Consider the following 13932-nt stretch of genomic DNA (forward strand, 5'->3'; position numbering starts at 1 on the left):
GTAAAAAAGACAGTGGGCGCAAAAAGACGCCCTTAAGAAGGTACCTCAGCGGCCCCAGCAATCCTTGGTGGTCAGCCCGGTGGTAGCGTTGTTCATGCTTCTGACGCCGGTGTTGGACAGGGTGAAGTCCCCGCACTTGTCGGTGGCCATGGCAGTGCCAGCCTTGCGTGTGGCGGTCAGCAGGAAGGTCTGATCAGCGATCGTCGGGGTGATGGTGTAGAAATCATTGCCCGTGCTCAGACCAGTGATGCCGGTGTAGACGTTGTTTTTGGTATAGAAGCGTTCGAGGCTCTGCGCCTGCTCCGAGAGCAGCGACACCACTTCGGCGCGCCGGCCCTTTTTCAGGTATTCGGTGTAGCTCGGTGCGGCGATGGTGATGATGATCCCGATGATCGCAATCACGATCATGATTTCGATCAGGGTGAAACCTCGGTTGAATCTGCGCATGCCTCAAACTCTCACTTACTGTATTTGTCGCCACATGATACGACGGCTGCCGCCGCCGGATTTTTCCACCAGTGTGGTGACGGTGCCACTGGAATCGTTGACGATCTTGCGCGTCGCGCCATTGACGATGGCGTTCAGGGTGGGGATCCCGCCGGTGAACACCACGCCGCTGGAAATCGTGTCGTTGCTGTCGACCACGCCATCGGCGTTGGTGTCGAGCACCGCGTAGTTGAGCATCTTACCGCTGAACGCATCGAGTTCGACCAGTTTGCCGGTGCCGAAACTGGCACACGGGTCGGTGGTGTCGACACTGGCGGTGGTAAACACGATGCGTCCGAGCACCAGACTGGCCTGATTGATCACCCGCTCGCCGGTCAGCACGTTGTTGTACACCAACGGCAGGTACCAGCCCTTCTCCCCCGGATAGGTCGTGTCGTTCTGGCTGGTGGTGATGAACTGCCCGGTGCTGCCGGAGAACACCCCGGTCACTGCTTGCGCCTGCAAACTGCTGACGGTCAACTGCCCGGAACCGCCATCGGCATCCCACACCGAGTAGAACGCCTGCAAATCCTTGTTGGTCTTGTCGGCGGTCTCGTTGAATTTGCCGGTGCCGACGAAGATCTGTTTGCCCCCCAGCGAATTGTCCGCCAGCAGCGGCTGCGCGGTGATCGGCTGAGTCGCCCCGCCTGCCGTGGTGAACAACGGTTTACCGGAAAACGCTACACCCCAACTGTCAGTCGATGTCGCGCTCAGATCGAACTTCCACAAGCGACCTTTCAGGTCACCGCCGTAAGCGGCCTGCACCACGTTCGACGAATTGACCTTGAGCTTCACCGACGACAGGCCATTGGTGGTTTCGGTGCTGTCGATCACGATCTTCTTGATCAACGAACCGTCACGCACATCCAGAACATACAACGCCGCCACCCCGGAGTTGCTGCCATAACCATTGGCAATGAATGCCGCCCAGCGACCATCGGCCAAGCGTGCCACTTCCGGCCGGGCATAGGCGTAACCCAGATCATTGAATGCGTTGGCGGTGTTAGCCGTGGCAGGTGCACTGACTTCCCACAGGGCATTGAGCACATTGCCCGCCGACGCGTCGAACAGTTGCAGCGCATAGAAAGTCTTGCCGCCAGCACCGGTACCGCCGATGGCCACGGTTTTCCAGGCACTGTTGAACTGAAGGTCGTAGACCCCGACCTGGCCGTCCACCAGAAACTTGTGGCTGACGCCATTGATGTAAGCCGGGTCGGCAATCAGCCGCAGCGACGGCAACACGCTGGACGGCATGTAGGCATAACGCCGGGTGCCGTTAGCCGAGTTGATCACGTTGACGAAACCGTCGTTGGCATTCACCACCAGATTCGAATTCATGTTCGCCGCTTTGGTGGTCAGGTACGTGGTGTAGGTGGTGTCACCCGAAAGGTCGGAGGCGGTTTTGTCGCTGGGCGAGGCCAGCACCAGCGGCGAGTTGATGATGTCGCCGAGCAATACGCTGCGCACTTTCAGCCCGGTCTTGTTGGTGCCCTTGCTCCACTCCACCAGATCGCTGCCGCTGATACCGGTGGGCAGGCTCTGGCTGAGCGTCGTCTGTTGGGCTGCGGAAAAGTTGCCATAGGCCAGGGTGACGGCGGCGTTACTGGAGGTGTTCCACGATTGATAGGTTGGAGCGGTCGCGCCCGGCACGATCGTGGTATCGGTGGTCCACAGGGCTGTCGAAGTATTCACCGCGCCGGCCGAGGTGAAGCCGAAAGACTTGATCGTCCCGCGCCAGTCCTTGGGATCGTAGCTGGTCTGGAAATAACTGGTGCCACTGGCCAGCGTGGTACCGCTGGTGACCCCGCTGCCGCCGGAACCGGCCTTGGAAGTGATGTCGCTCAACGCCGAGGACAGCGCGGTGTTGAGACCGGCGCTGTCGGTGGCTTGGTAATACCTGCCCTGCCCGTAAGCGGCGGCGTCCGACAGCATGTCGTTGTCGGCGGTAAAACCCACGGTGTAGGTGTTCATGTTCTGTTTGGGAAAATCCACGGCATTCCAGCTTTTGCCAGCGGCGTCAGTCCCCGTGGAACGCATGTCGATGTCGAAGGCGAATTTGGCAATGTCATCCAGATACAGCGTGTCACCCTCGTTATCGCCATTGAGGTTGTTGCCGTCATTGTTGATACCGTCCCAGTTCGGCAGGCGACTGCCACCCAGCGGATCATTGCTCGGGAAGGTGCGGTCGTAAGTCGGCAGACCGTCGGTGATCACCACGCCGTAGTTCTTCTGGCAGCGGTACTGGATCGGGCTGGTGTAGGTCGTCGGCGTGCTGTTGTAGTACGGCGCCATGCCACGCATGTAGCGGGTGATTTCGTAATAGGTTTCCGCCAGCGGCGTATTGGCCACGGCGCTCAAACCGTTGATCGAAGAAATCAGCGCGTTGTAGTTGGCGTCGGCCTGCGCCTGGGTCACGCTGCCGGAGACCGGTGACAGGTCGCTGATCGATCGCGCGATATATCCGCCATTGCCCGAGTTGTTACTGGTGACCGGATTGAAAGTCGACAGGCCCATACGCAGGGTACGGTTGCTGGTGACCAGCGCGGTGGACACGTTGCGCGCCACGTTGATCCGATAGTCGTTGGGAATCGCCCCGGTGGTGAAGTCACGGGTGCCGTTGTTGATCGCCAGCCCGACCACATAGGCGATGTAATCCCCGGTGTAGCGAGTGTTGCCGCCACCCACCGGATCCGGCAGTTTCAGGCACAGCGGCGCGACGCTGTTGTTGTAGAAGGCGAAGGCGCCGCCGGAGCAACCGGAGGTCGGCAGGTTCGAGAGAAACACCGGATCGCCAGTGATGGCAGTAGAACTCAGGCACAGTCCGAGCAACGCGTTGCACTGCCGGGCGGGGGTGCGATCGACGCCGGGATCGAATCCTGGCGCATAAATAATGCTGTTCATGCTGCCGGAATCGTCGATCAGCAACATCACGTTGGGCGACACCGCTGCAGCGCTCAACAGTGGCGAGTCGGACGGCGTGAACGCGTAGGCCGGTGCCGCCAGATACAAGCTCAGCAGCATGCCGGTCAATAACGTCCAGCAGCGCTTAATACTTCGCATAGACGCTCTCCACCACACTGCGCGAGGTACCGGCGATACCGACTGCCGTAACTCGATACAGCGTCGCCGAAGTGTTGCTCGGCACGTTGACCGCCGTCAGGGTGGTGCCAATGTTCTGTACACCATAAAAGCCGTTACCGGCTGCGACCCACGTTACGCCGGAAGTCGAATTGAGCCCCGCCGCACTGACCACAGAAGACTCCGCTGGCGGCGCACATTGCGTGGCGCTGGCACACACCGCCAGCGAATAACTGTCGAGTTGCACCGCACTCTCGCCGATGCGCAACGCTGCCTCGGCGGTCTGGAACGACTGATTGCGCAGGCTGACACTGCCGGCCATTTTCTCCTGCAGGTTGGCACTCTGCATCGAGGACAGCCCGATCAAGGTCAGCAGCAACAGAAACACCAGACTGACCAGCAACACCATGCCGCGCTGGGTTTGCCTCTGGTTGAACGTGATCCTCATCATTCCGGCCTCACTGCAAGCGGTTGCGCAAAGCGGCAACCACATTGAAGGTTTGATTGGCCACCCGGTTGTTCGGGTCGGTGAGGGTCAGGCTCAGGCGCACACTGCGGATGCGCGCCGGGTCACTGGGGTTGGCGCTGTAGGAGGACGCCGCGACGTCAGTGGCGGACGTCGCCAGACCGAACATGACGCTGAACGCACTGACATTGTTCACCAGCACCTGTTGGGTCGGGGTACCGCTGCCGGTGCCCATGAGAATCTGGTTGTTGCTGAAGCTGTAGATCAAGCGGCGGATCGGAAAAGCGATCTGCCCGCTCGCTGCCGCCCGCAACCCGGTATAGGCCGTGGCACTGTTGCGGCAATCGGAGACCACCGTCCAGGTCGGCGTGCCACCACTGCCGCCGACATCGGCGGTAACCAGAGTCAGCTTGAGGTTGCTGTTGTCCCAACTGATCGGGATGATCTGCGCCGCGTTGAAATCCCCCGCCGAGCTCGCGTCAGTAATCGTGCCCAGACAGCCGAACATGCCGACCATGCGCAGTTCCTGAATCATCTTGCTCAGGACAAAACGTGCGTCTTCCTGCATCGCAGCGGCGGTGTTCTGGCTGACGTAAGTGTTTTTGGCTGCAAGGAACGTCTGCACCACCCCCAGTACGATGATCAGCCCAAGCGCTAGCGCGATGAGCATTTCGATCAGGCCGAACCCCCGCTGATCATGCTTCATGGCGTGGCCACCGGATCGACCGTTGCACGGCTGGTCAGGACGAAACTGCGCGTGGTACCGGTGGCATTCGCGGCCCGTGAGTCATTCCAGTTGATGGTGATGGTGTACACCCGCTGATTGCGGGCGATCGTGCCGGTGGCGGTTGGCCCGCCGAAATTGACGATGTTGGTGGTAAAATCGTAGAGATCCTGATCGCGGGCGACACTGAGGTTGCCCGAGGTCGGCGGTGTCACCGTGTAATCGGCGGCGGCGTTGGCGCGGATGCGGTCCATCATGTCGTAGGCGATAAAGCTCGCCTGACTGGTCATCCGCGAACTGTCGGTGTACTTAAGCGCATTCACTTGAACAGCTGCCGCGCCCAATATGCCAACGGTCAGAATCAGCAACGCGACCAGCACCTCGATCAGCGACATGCCCTCCTGTGCCTATGTGCTCCCTGCCCTCATCCGCAACTTCCACCCAATTGAATTCGTCCATTCAGACACACGTTCAGCGTCCTGCTTTGTGTGCCCAACACGTAACTGATGGCCACCGCCGTCGACGGCGCCGCCAGACCGCCCAGATTATTGAAATCCAGTGCGGTCACTCCTGAGGGTAGCGTCAGAGTCGCGCCGCTGCTCATCGCTGGAACAACCCGCAATACATTGGCCGGTGTGCCAGTACTGTCGTAGACCGACAATTCGCCGGTCCACACGCTGCCGCCGGCGCTCGGGCGCAAGCGTGTGGTCACGCCGCGATCAATCGCCTCCAGCCGCGCGTAGTTGATGGCGCGCTGCAGGTCGCCCATTTCCGTGTCGGCCTTGCTGCTCTGGATCGAGCGGGTAAAACCCGGCACCGCCAGGGTGATGAGGATCACCATCACCGCTACCGCAGCCAACAACTCGGGCAGCGTGAAACCTTTTGTACGAAGATCCATCGATGCCCTCCGTTGCCGTCGGCTATACCTGCTTCTACAAACTAGAACATTCAACCGGCCTGCGTCGGTTGATTTGCCCTGCCCGGCGAAAAGGATCGCCCCGGGCTTCATGCTCCACGGAGGGAGTCGTCATGCCGCAACAGGGTTTCAGCCTGCTCGAATTGCTTATGGGACTGGCAATTGGCGCAATTGTTCTGGCGCTGGTCAGTCCGGCGTTCGCCGCCTTCACCGAGTCGACCCATCGCGACCAGGCAGCGCGGTCACTGGTTGAGGGCATTCGCAACGCCCGCACCCTGGCCATCACCCGCAATCAGAGCGTGGTTATCCATGGCATCAATGGCGACTGGAGTCAGGGCTGGCGGATCATTCTGGATATCAGCGGCAAGGGGTCGCTGGACAGCAGCAATCCGCTGCTGGTGGAGCATACGAGTGACGGGCGGACACCGATTGTCGGTAATTGGGCGGTCAGTCGTTACGTGCGCTTCAGCAGTCTGGGACAACCGCTGATGCCCGGGCGGGCATTTCAGGCAGGGACATTACATATCTGTTCGGCACGCGAGCCGGTCAGCCAGCGCCAGGTGGTGCTGGCGGCAACCGGTCGGGTGCGCCTGACCAGCGCAAAGGCTGAGCAGGCGCTGTGCCTGAAGGCGAAGAGCGTCAGATCGAACGGACGCGCAGCTCTTTCGGCATCGAGAAGGTGATGTTCTCTTCGCGACCGGCCAGTTCATCGGCACCGGTCGCGCCCCAGGCTTGCAATTGCTGGATCACGCCGCGCACCAGCACTTCCGGTGCGGAGGCACCAGCGGTGATGCCAATGCGCTCGACACCCTCGAACCAGCTCTTCTGCAGGTCTTCGGCGCCGTCGATCAGGTAGGCCGGCGTGGCCATGCGTTCGGCCAGTTCGCGCAGACGGTTGGAGTTGGAGCTGTTCGGACTGCCCACCACCAACACCACGTCGCATTCGTCAGCCAGTTGCTTGACCGCATCCTGACGGTTTTGCGTGGCGTAGCAGATGTCGTCCTTGCGCGGGCCACCGATGGCCGGGAAACGTGTGCGCAGGGCATCGATCACCCGACTGGTGTCGTCCATCGACAGGGTGGTCTGGGTCACGAACGCCAGTCTTTCCGGGTCACGCACTTGCAGTTCGGCGACGTCTTTCTCGTCTTCGACGAGGTAGATCGCGCCGCCATTGCTGGCGTCGTACTGGCCCATGGTGCCTTCGACTTCCGGGTGACCGGCGTGGCCGATCAGGATGCACTCACGTCCGTCGCGGCTGTATTTCGCGACTTCGATGTGCACCTTGGTCACCAGCGGGCAAGTGGCGTCGAAAACTTTCAGGCCACGGCCGGCGGCTTCGCTGCGTACGGCTTGAGAAACGCCGTGGGCACTGAAGATCACGATGACGTCGTCCGGCACCTGATCCAGTTCCTCGACGAAAATCGCGCCACGGCTGCGCAGGTCTTCGACCACGAACTTGTTGTGCACCACTTCATGACGCACGTAGATCGGCGGCCCGAAAACTTCCAGGGCGCGGTTGACGATTTCGATCGCCCGGTCCACACCGGCGCAGAAGCCACGGGGGTTGGCGAGTTTGATTTGCATGCTGTGCCTCGTGTCTTGCGCGCAAGAAATAGCGAAAACGGTTGAAAACATTGTGGGAGCGAGCCTGTTGTGGCGAGGGGATTTATCCCCGATCGATTGCGAAGCAATCGTCAAAACAGTCAACGCTTTCCGGTTCTGAATCGCGGTGATCAGATTCGGGGGCGCTTCGCACCCCATCGGGGATAAATCCCCTCACCACAAAAGCCCGCTCCCACAGTGGTTTTGCAGTGTTACTCAGATCGCTTTGACGTTGATGATCTCGACGTCAAAGGTCAGCGTCTTGCCGGCCAGCGGGTGGTTGAAGTCGATGGTCACTTGCGCGTCATCGAACTCTTTCACCACACCCGGCAGCTCAGTATTGGCCGCATCATTGAAGATCACCAGCAAACCCGGCGACAACTCCATGTCGACGAACTGCGAACGCGGGATGATCTGTACGTTTTGCGGGTTCGGCTGGCCGAAAGCGTTTTCCGGCTCGACGGTCAGCGTACGCTTGTCGCCGGCCTTGAAGCCGAACAATGCCGCTTCGAAACCCGGCAGCAGGTTGCCGTCGCCGACCTTGAAGGTCGCCGGAGCCTTGTCGAACGTGCTGTCGACCGTGTCGCCGTTCTCCAGGCGCAATGCAAAGTGCAAAGTGACTTCCGTGTTCTGGCCGATGCGTTGCTCAGCCAATACCTGTTCAGTCATGAACGGCTTCTCCGGTTTTCTTACTTTTGAACATGTCCAGTGCCAGCATCACCGCACCGACGGTGATGGCGCTGTCGGCAAAGTTGAACGCCGGGAAGTACCAGCGGTTCTGCCAGTGCACCAGAATGAAGTCGATCACATGGCCCAGGGCAATGCGGTCATACAGATTGCCCAGCGCACCGCCCAGCACCAGTGCCAGTGCGACAGCCAGCCAGGTATCGTTGCGGCCCAGACGCTTGAGCCAGACCACCAGCACCGCACTGACCACGATCGCGATCAGGGCGAACAGCCAGCGCTGCCAGCCGGAGCTGTCGGCCAGGAAGCTGAAGGCCGCGCCGGTGTTGTAGGCCAGGGTCCAGCTGAAGTAATCGGGAATGATCACGATCTGCTGGAACATTTCGAGCTTGCCTTCGAAGTAGAACTTGCTGGCCTGGTCGATGACCAGAACCAGCAAACTCAACCAGAGCCAGCTCAACCGTCCGAAACGGCCAACGGCGTTAGGCATAGTGACGAACCTCGCCGGCGCCGCTGATGTTGTCGACGCAACGGCCGCAGATTTCCGGATGCTCCGGGTTCACGCCGACGTCTTCGCGGCAATGCCAGCAACGCGCGCATTTCGGGAAGGCCGATTTGACGATCTTCAGTTTCAGGCCGCTGACTTCGGTGGCTACCGCGTCCGCAGGTGCCTGAACGAAAGGTGCCACGCTGGCAGTCGAAGTGATCAGGACAAAGCGCAGTTCGTTGCTCAGCTTGGCCAGGTCGGCGCTCAGCGCTTCTTCGGCGAACAGCGTCACTTCGGCTTGCAGGTTGCCACCGACGGCTTTGGCCGCACGCTGGATTTCCATTTCTTTGTTGACCGCCACCTTCACTTCCATGATGCGATCCCAGTACGCGCGACCCAGCTCGAAGCCTTCCGGCAACTCGGTCAGACCTTCGTACCAGGTGTTGAGCATCACCGATTCGTTGCGCTCGCCCGGCAGGTACTGCCACAGCTCGTCGGCGGTGAACGCGAGGATCGGCGCGATCCAGCGCACCAGCGCTTCGGAGATGTGGAACAGCGCGGTCTGGCACGAGCGACGAGCCTTGCTGTCGGCGCCGGTGGTGTACTGGCGATCCTTGATGATGTCGAGGTAGAAACCACCCAGCTCCTGCACGCAGAAGTTGTGGATCTTCGAGTAGACGTTCCAGAAACGGTATTCGCCGTAGTGCTCTTGCAATTCGCGTTGCAGCAGCAGCGTGCGATCCACCGCCCAGCGATCCAGTGCGAGCATGTCTTCAGCCGGCAGCAGGTCGGTGGCCGGGTTGAAACCGGTCAGGTTGGAAAGCAGGAAGCGCGCGGTGTTACGGATGCGACGATAGGCGTCCGCGCTGCGCTGCAGGATCTGCTCGGACACGGCCATTTCGCCGGAGTAGTCGGTCGACGCGACCCACAGACGCATGATGTCGGCGCCCAGGGTGTCGTTGACTTTCTGCGGCGCAATCACGTTGCCCAAGGATTTGGACATCTTGCGGCCGGACTCATCGACGGTGAAACCGTGTGTCAGCAACTCGCGGTACGGCGCGTGGTTGTCGATGGCGCAACCGGTCAACAGCGACGAGTGGAACCAGCCGCGGTGCTGGTCGGAACCTTCCAGGTACAGGTCGGCGCGCGGGCCGGTTTCGTGACCCATCGGGTGCGAACCGCGCAGCACGTGCCAGTGGGTGGTGCCCGAGTCGAACCACACGTCGAGGGTGTCGCTGATCTTGTCGTACAGCGGCGCTTCGTCGCCCAGCAGTTCGGCGGCGTCGAGCTTGAACCAGGCTTCGATGCCTTCGACTTCAACGCGCTTGGCGACTTCTTCCATCAGCTCGACGGTGCGTGGGTGCAGTTCGCCGCTTTCCTTGTTCAGGAAGAACGGGATCGGCACGCCCCAGTTGCGCTGACGGGAGATGCACCAGTCCGGACGGTTGGCGATCATCGAGTGTAGGCGCGCCTGGCCCCAGGCCGGAACGAACTTGGTGTCTTCGATGGCTTTGAGCGAGCGCACGCGCAGGGTGTCGCCGCTGACCGGCTCCTTGTCCATGCCGATGAACCACTGCGCGGTGGCGCGGTAGATCAGCGGGGTTTTGTGGCGCCAGCAATGCATGTAGCTGTGTTCGATGACGGTGGTGTGCAGCAGCGCACCGACTTCGGTGAGTTTTTCGACGATGGCCGGGTTGGCCTTCCAGATGAACTGGCCGCCAAAGAACTCCAGCGACGGCACGTACACGCCGTTGCTTTGTACCGGATTGAGGATGTCATCGTTGACCATGCCGTACTTCTTGCAGGTCACGAAATCGTCCACACCGTAGGCCGGGGCGGAGTGAACCACACCGGTGCCGGCGCCCAGTTCGACGTAGTCGGCCAGGTACACCGGCGACAGGCGGTCGTAGAACGGGTGACGGAAGTTGATCAGTTCCAGCTCTTTACCGGTGGTGGTCGCGATGACCGAGCCTTCAACGCCGTAACGCGACAGGCAGGATTCAACCAGCTCCTCAGCCAGCACCAGCAGCTTGTCGCCGATATCAACCAGGGCGTAATTGAACTCAGGGTGAACGTTCAATGCCTGGTTGGCCGGGATGGTCCACGGGGTGGTGGTCCAGATCACGATCGAAGCGGGTTTGCTCAGCGACGGCAGACCGAACGCGGCGGCCAGTTTGGCTTCGTCGGCGATCGGGAACGCCACGTCGATGGTCGAGGACTTCTTGTTCTCGTACTCGACTTCGGCTTCGGCCAGCGCCGAACCGCAATCGAAGCACCAGTTCACCGGCTTCAGACCCTTGAACACGAAACCGCCCTTGACGATTTCGGCGAGGGCGCGGATTTCACCGGCCTCGTTCTTGAAGTCCATGGTCTTGTACGGGTTGGCGAAGTCACCCAGCACGCCGAGACGGATGAATTCGCTCTTCTGCCCTTCGATCTGCTCGGTGGCATAGGCACGGCACAGCTCGCGGGTCTTGTCCGCGCCCAGGTTCTTGCCGTGGGTCACTTCAACCTTGTGCTCGATCGGCAGGCCGTGGCAGTCCCAGCCCGGGACATACGGCGCGTCGAAGCCCGACAGGGTCTTCGAGCGGATGATCATGTCCTTGAGAATCTTGTTCAGTGCGTGACCGATGTGGATCGTGCCGTTGGCATACGGAGGGCCGTCGTGCAGGACGAACTTCGGACGATCCTTGCCAATCTCGCGCAACTTTCCGTACAGGCCAATACTGTCCCAGCGCTGCAGGATCTGCGGTTCGCGCTGTGGCAGGCCGGCCTTCATTGGGAAGGCGGTGTCCGGAAGGTTTAGCGTGGCTTTATAGTCGGTCATTTAAGGCTCTTCATTAGCGATGGGCGCTAGGTGCGGCTAGTGCACGGGCGGCGGCGACATCCGCGTTGATCGCCGTTTTCAGTGCCTCCAGGGAGGCGAAACGCTGCTCTTCACGCAGCTTTTGGTGGAAAACCACCGTCAGACGCCGGTCATACAGATCGCCGGCAAAATCCAGTAGATGAACTTCAAGGTGGGCTTTGCCATCACCTTGGACCGTAGGCCGCACGCCAATATTGGCGACGCCGGGCCAGGTCTTGCCGTCGATGTCCACATCCACCAGGTAAACCCCGGTGAACGGTACGCGACGGCGCTTGAGTTGAATGTTGGCAGTGGGCGTACCCAGTTGCCGGGCCAGTTTCTGACCGTGCAGCACGCGACCGGCGATCCGGTACGGGCGGCCGAGCAGGCGTTCGGCCAAGGCAAAATCGGCGGCGGCCAACGCGTTGCGCACCTGAGTGCTGCTGACGCGAATGCCGTCCAGCTCGACGGTTTGCGCGGCTTCCACGGTAAACCCGTGGACCTGGCCGGCCTGCAGCAGAAAATCGAAATCGCCGAGGCGATCGCAGCCAAAGCGGAAATCGTCGCCGACTTCCAGATGCTGCACGCCGAGACCGTCCACCAGGATGGTATCGACGAATTCACTGGCGCTGAGCTTGCTCAGGCGCTGATTGAAAGCCAGGCACAACACCCGGTCGACGCCTTCGGCGGCCAGCAGCTGCAGCTTGTCACGCAAGCGGGCCAGACGCGCCGGAGCGGTCTCCGGGGCAAAGAATTCCCGTGGCTGCGGCTCGAAAATCACCACGCAGCTGGGTACGCCCAACTCGAGCGCACGCTCACGCAGCCGGGCCAGGATAGCCTGGTGACCACGGTGAACACCGTCAAAGTTGCCAATAGTGGCGACGCAGCCCCGATGCTGGGGGCGCAAGTTGTGGAGGCCTCGAACCAGCTGCATAACGCGCTTCTTGCTCATAAAGTGGTCGATTATAACCACACCCGACGGTCGACGACAGGCAACACCGTAACGCAAAGTGATCGAGCCGACAAAACTGCCGGCCCGTGCCCGGTTATAAAGGCTGAAACCTCAGCTCAAAGCCTTGCGATTGAAGTCGCGCAGACGGAAACCGAGCAGCAGCAACATACCGAAATACGCCACCACACCGGCAACTACCAATGCCCCCAGACGCAGGAAGCGCTCCAGCATGTGCCCCTGATCCCAGGCCGGCATGAAATGCATGCCCAGCAGCAATACCGCCGACATCACCGCTACCGCCACTACCAGCTTGAAGCCGAACATGTACCAGCCCGGTTGGGGCTGATACATCTTTTGCTTGCGCAGTTGATAGAACAACAGCCCGGCATTCAGACAGGCACCGGCACTGATCGCCAGCGCCAGCCCGGCGTGAGCCAGCGGGCCGATCAGCATCAGGTTGAACAGCTGTGTGCACACCAGTGTGAAGATTGCGATTTTTACCGGGGTGCGGATGTTCTGTTGCGCGTAAAAGCCCGGCGCCAGCACTTTGATCACGATAATTCCCAGCAGACCGACAGAATAGGCAATCAGCGCACGCTGGGTCATGGACGCATCAAACGCGCTGAATTGACCGTACTGGAACAATGAGACGGTCAGTGGCTCGGCGAGAATTCCCAGAGCCAGTGCACACGGCAACACCAGCACGAAGCACAGGCGCAGCCCCCAGTCGAGGATCCGCGAATATTCGTGGCGATCCTTGCTCGCATAAGTCTTGGCCAGCGTCGGCAGCAAAATGGTGCCCAACGCTACGCCGAGCACACCGGACGGCAATTCCATCAAACGGTCGGCGTAATACATCCACGACACCGAGCCGGCGACCAGAAACGAGGCAAAAATGGTGTTGATGATCAGCGAAATCTGGCTGACCGAAACACCGATGATCGCCGGCAGCATTTGCTTCATCACTCGCCAGACGCCGCTATCGCGCAGATTCAGGCGCGGCAGCACCAGCATGCCGATCTTTTTCAGGTGCGGCAGTTGATAGAGCAACTGCGCCAGACCACCGACCAGTACCGCCCAGCCGAGGGCCATCACCGGCGGATCGAAATACGGCGTGAGGAACAGCGAAAACACGATCATGCTGACGTTGAGCAGGGTCGGCACGAAGGCCGGCACCGAAAAGCGGTTCCAGGTATTGAGGATCGCCCCGGCCAGCGAGGACAGGGAGATCAGCAATATATAAGGGAACGTCACCCGCAACAGGTCGGAGGTGAGCTGGAATTTTTCCGGCGTGTCGGCAAAACCCGGCGCCGTGGCCCAGATCACCCACGGCGCGGCGATCATGCCCAACGCGGTGACCAGCGCCAGCACCAGCGTCAGCAGGCCCGAGACATAAGCAATAAAGGTACGGGTCGCCTCTTCACCCTGCTGACTTTTGTATTCCGCCAGAATCGGTACGAAGGCCTGCGAGAACGCGCCCTCGGCGAAGATTCGCCGCAGCAGGTTGGGCAATTTGAAGGCAATGAAGAAGGCGTCCGTGGCCATTCCGGCGCCGAACGTGCGAGCGATGAGCGTGTCACGGACGAACCCGAGAACCCGGGAAAGCATGGTGATAGAGCTGACGGCGGCCAACGATTTGAGCAGATTCATTGAGGGAATGTGTGCCTGTCGATAAACAGCAGGCGAACAATG

General features: G+C 60.6%; 12 protein-coding genes and 1 pseudogene. 1 reads left to right on the top strand and 12 read right to left on the bottom strand.

The window, feature by feature from the left end:
• Positions 1-45: 45 nt before the first annotated feature.
• The 6 genes and pseudogenes from ACM6I7_RS26360 to ACM6I7_RS26385 form a co-directional block, all read right to left on the bottom strand.
• A complete protein-coding gene (locus ACM6I7_RS26360) occupies positions 46-447 on the bottom strand; it encodes a type IV pilin protein (RefSeq protein ID WP_103367293.1) in 402 nt (133 codons plus the stop codon).
• A gap of 15 nt (positions 448-462) precedes the next feature.
• Positions 463-3546, bottom strand: a complete 3084-nt coding sequence (locus ACM6I7_RS26365) for a pilus assembly protein (RefSeq protein ID WP_414889553.1) — start codon at positions 3544-3546, stop codon at positions 463-465.
• A complete protein-coding gene (locus ACM6I7_RS26370; RefSeq protein ID WP_045122842.1) occupies positions 3533-4012 on the bottom strand; it encodes a PilX N-terminal domain-containing pilus assembly protein in 480 nt (159 codons plus the stop codon). Before ACM6I7_RS26370 ends, ACM6I7_RS26365 begins: the two co-directional genes overlap by 14 nt.
• Positions 4013-4022: 10 nt before the next feature.
• Positions 4023-4736: a PilW family protein gene (locus ACM6I7_RS26375; RefSeq protein ID WP_330207123.1), complete on the bottom strand. Its 714-nt coding sequence runs from the start codon at positions 4734-4736 to the stop codon at positions 4023-4025.
• Positions 4733-5182, bottom strand: a pseudogene (gene pilV, locus ACM6I7_RS26380) (type IV pilus modification protein PilV). The gene ACM6I7_RS26375 and the pseudogene pilV overlap by 4 nt, the downstream one beginning before the upstream one ends.
• The gene (locus tag ACM6I7_RS26385) at positions 5179-5652 is read right to left on the bottom strand and encodes a GspH/FimT family pseudopilin (protein WP_285376178.1); all 474 of its coding nucleotides are present in this window, start codon (positions 5650-5652) and stop codon (positions 5179-5181) included. The pseudogene pilV and the gene ACM6I7_RS26385 overlap by 4 nt, the downstream one beginning before the upstream one ends.
• Positions 5653-5783: 131 nt before the next feature.
• Between ACM6I7_RS26385 and ACM6I7_RS26390 the strand changes: the two genes are divergently transcribed.
• Positions 5784-6353, top strand: a complete 570-nt coding sequence (locus ACM6I7_RS26390; RefSeq protein ID WP_414889554.1) for a GspH/FimT family pseudopilin — start codon at positions 5784-5786, stop codon at positions 6351-6353.
• On the opposite strand, the gene ispH is transcribed toward ACM6I7_RS26390, so the two are convergent.
• The 6 genes from ispH to murJ form a co-directional block, all read right to left on the bottom strand.
• On the bottom strand, positions 6310-7254 hold the full coding sequence (gene ispH, locus ACM6I7_RS26395; RefSeq protein WP_097089253.1) for a 4-hydroxy-3-methylbut-2-enyl diphosphate reductase: 945 nt from the start codon (positions 7252-7254) through the stop codon (positions 6310-6312). The two genes, ACM6I7_RS26390 and ispH, sit on opposite strands and share 44 nt — an antisense overlap.
• A 234-nt stretch (positions 7255-7488) precedes the next feature.
• Complete coding sequence (fkpB, locus tag ACM6I7_RS26400; RefSeq protein WP_177325639.1) at positions 7489-7926, bottom strand: FKBP-type peptidyl-prolyl cis-trans isomerase; 438 nt, start codon at positions 7924-7926, stop codon at positions 7489-7491.
• 7 nt (positions 7927-7933) lie between these two features.
• Positions 7934-8446, bottom strand: coding sequence for a signal peptidase II (gene lspA / locus ACM6I7_RS26405; RefSeq protein WP_007963824.1), 513 nt, complete (start codon positions 8444-8446; stop codon positions 7934-7936).
• The gene (ileS, locus tag ACM6I7_RS26410) at positions 8439-11270 is read right to left on the bottom strand and encodes an isoleucine--tRNA ligase (protein ID WP_027612823.1); all 2832 of its coding nucleotides are present in this window, start codon (positions 11268-11270) and stop codon (positions 8439-8441) included. Before ileS ends, lspA begins: the two co-directional genes overlap by 8 nt.
• A gap of 13 nt (positions 11271-11283) precedes the next feature.
• Complete coding sequence (ribF, locus tag ACM6I7_RS26415; RefSeq protein WP_003228347.1) at positions 11284-12222, bottom strand: bifunctional riboflavin kinase/FAD synthetase; 939 nt, start codon at positions 12220-12222, stop codon at positions 11284-11286.
• A 129-nt stretch (positions 12223-12351) separates the two neighbouring features.
• Positions 12352-13890, bottom strand: a complete 1539-nt coding sequence (gene murJ, locus ACM6I7_RS26420) for a murein biosynthesis integral membrane protein MurJ (protein ID WP_027612825.1) — start codon at positions 13888-13890, stop codon at positions 12352-12354.
• Positions 13891-13932 lie beyond the last annotated feature (42 nt).

Source organism: Pseudomonas sp. IT-93MI4 (assembly GCF_949767635.1).
In the GTDB taxonomy this organism is placed as follows: Bacteria; Pseudomonadota; Gammaproteobacteria; order Pseudomonadales; family Pseudomonadaceae; genus Aquipseudomonas; species Aquipseudomonas putida_A.

Bases quoted from the DNA above. Each gene is read 5' to 3' on its own strand.
- ispH (WP_097089253.1), bottom strand. From the start codon at position 7,254: ATGCAAATCAAACTCGCCAACCCCCGTGGCTTCTGCGCCGGTGTGGAC.
- ribF (WP_003228347.1), bottom strand. From the start codon at position 12,222: ATGCAGCTGGTTCGAGGCCTCCACAACTTGCGCCCCCAGCATCGGGGC.
- ACM6I7_RS26390 (WP_414889554.1), top strand. From the start codon at position 5,784: ATGCCGCAACAGGGTTTCAGCCTGCTCGAATTGCTTATGGGACTGGCA.
- ACM6I7_RS26370 (WP_045122842.1), bottom strand. From the start codon at position 4,012: ATGAGGATCACGTTCAACCAGAGGCAAACCCAGCGCGGCATGGTGTTG.
- ACM6I7_RS26375 (WP_330207123.1), bottom strand. From the start codon at position 4,736: ATGAAGCATGATCAGCGGGGGTTCGGCCTGATCGAAATGCTCATCGCG.
- murJ (WP_027612825.1), bottom strand. From the start codon at position 13,890: ATGAATCTGCTCAAATCGTTGGCCGCCGTCAGCTCTATCACCATGCTT.
- ACM6I7_RS26385 (WP_285376178.1), bottom strand. From the start codon at position 5,652: ATGGATCTTCGTACAAAAGGTTTCACGCTGCCCGAGTTGTTGGCTGCG.
- lspA (WP_007963824.1), bottom strand. From the start codon at position 8,446: ATGCCTAACGCCGTTGGCCGTTTCGGACGGTTGAGCTGGCTCTGGTTG.
- ACM6I7_RS26365 (WP_414889553.1), bottom strand. From the start codon at position 3,546: ATGCGAAGTATTAAGCGCTGCTGGACGTTATTGACCGGCATGCTGCTG.
- ileS (WP_027612823.1), bottom strand. From the start codon at position 11,270: ATGACCGACTATAAAGCCACGCTAAACCTTCCGGACACCGCCTTCCCA.
- ACM6I7_RS26360 (WP_103367293.1), bottom strand. From the start codon at position 447: ATGCGCAGATTCAACCGAGGTTTCACCCTGATCGAAATCATGATCGTG.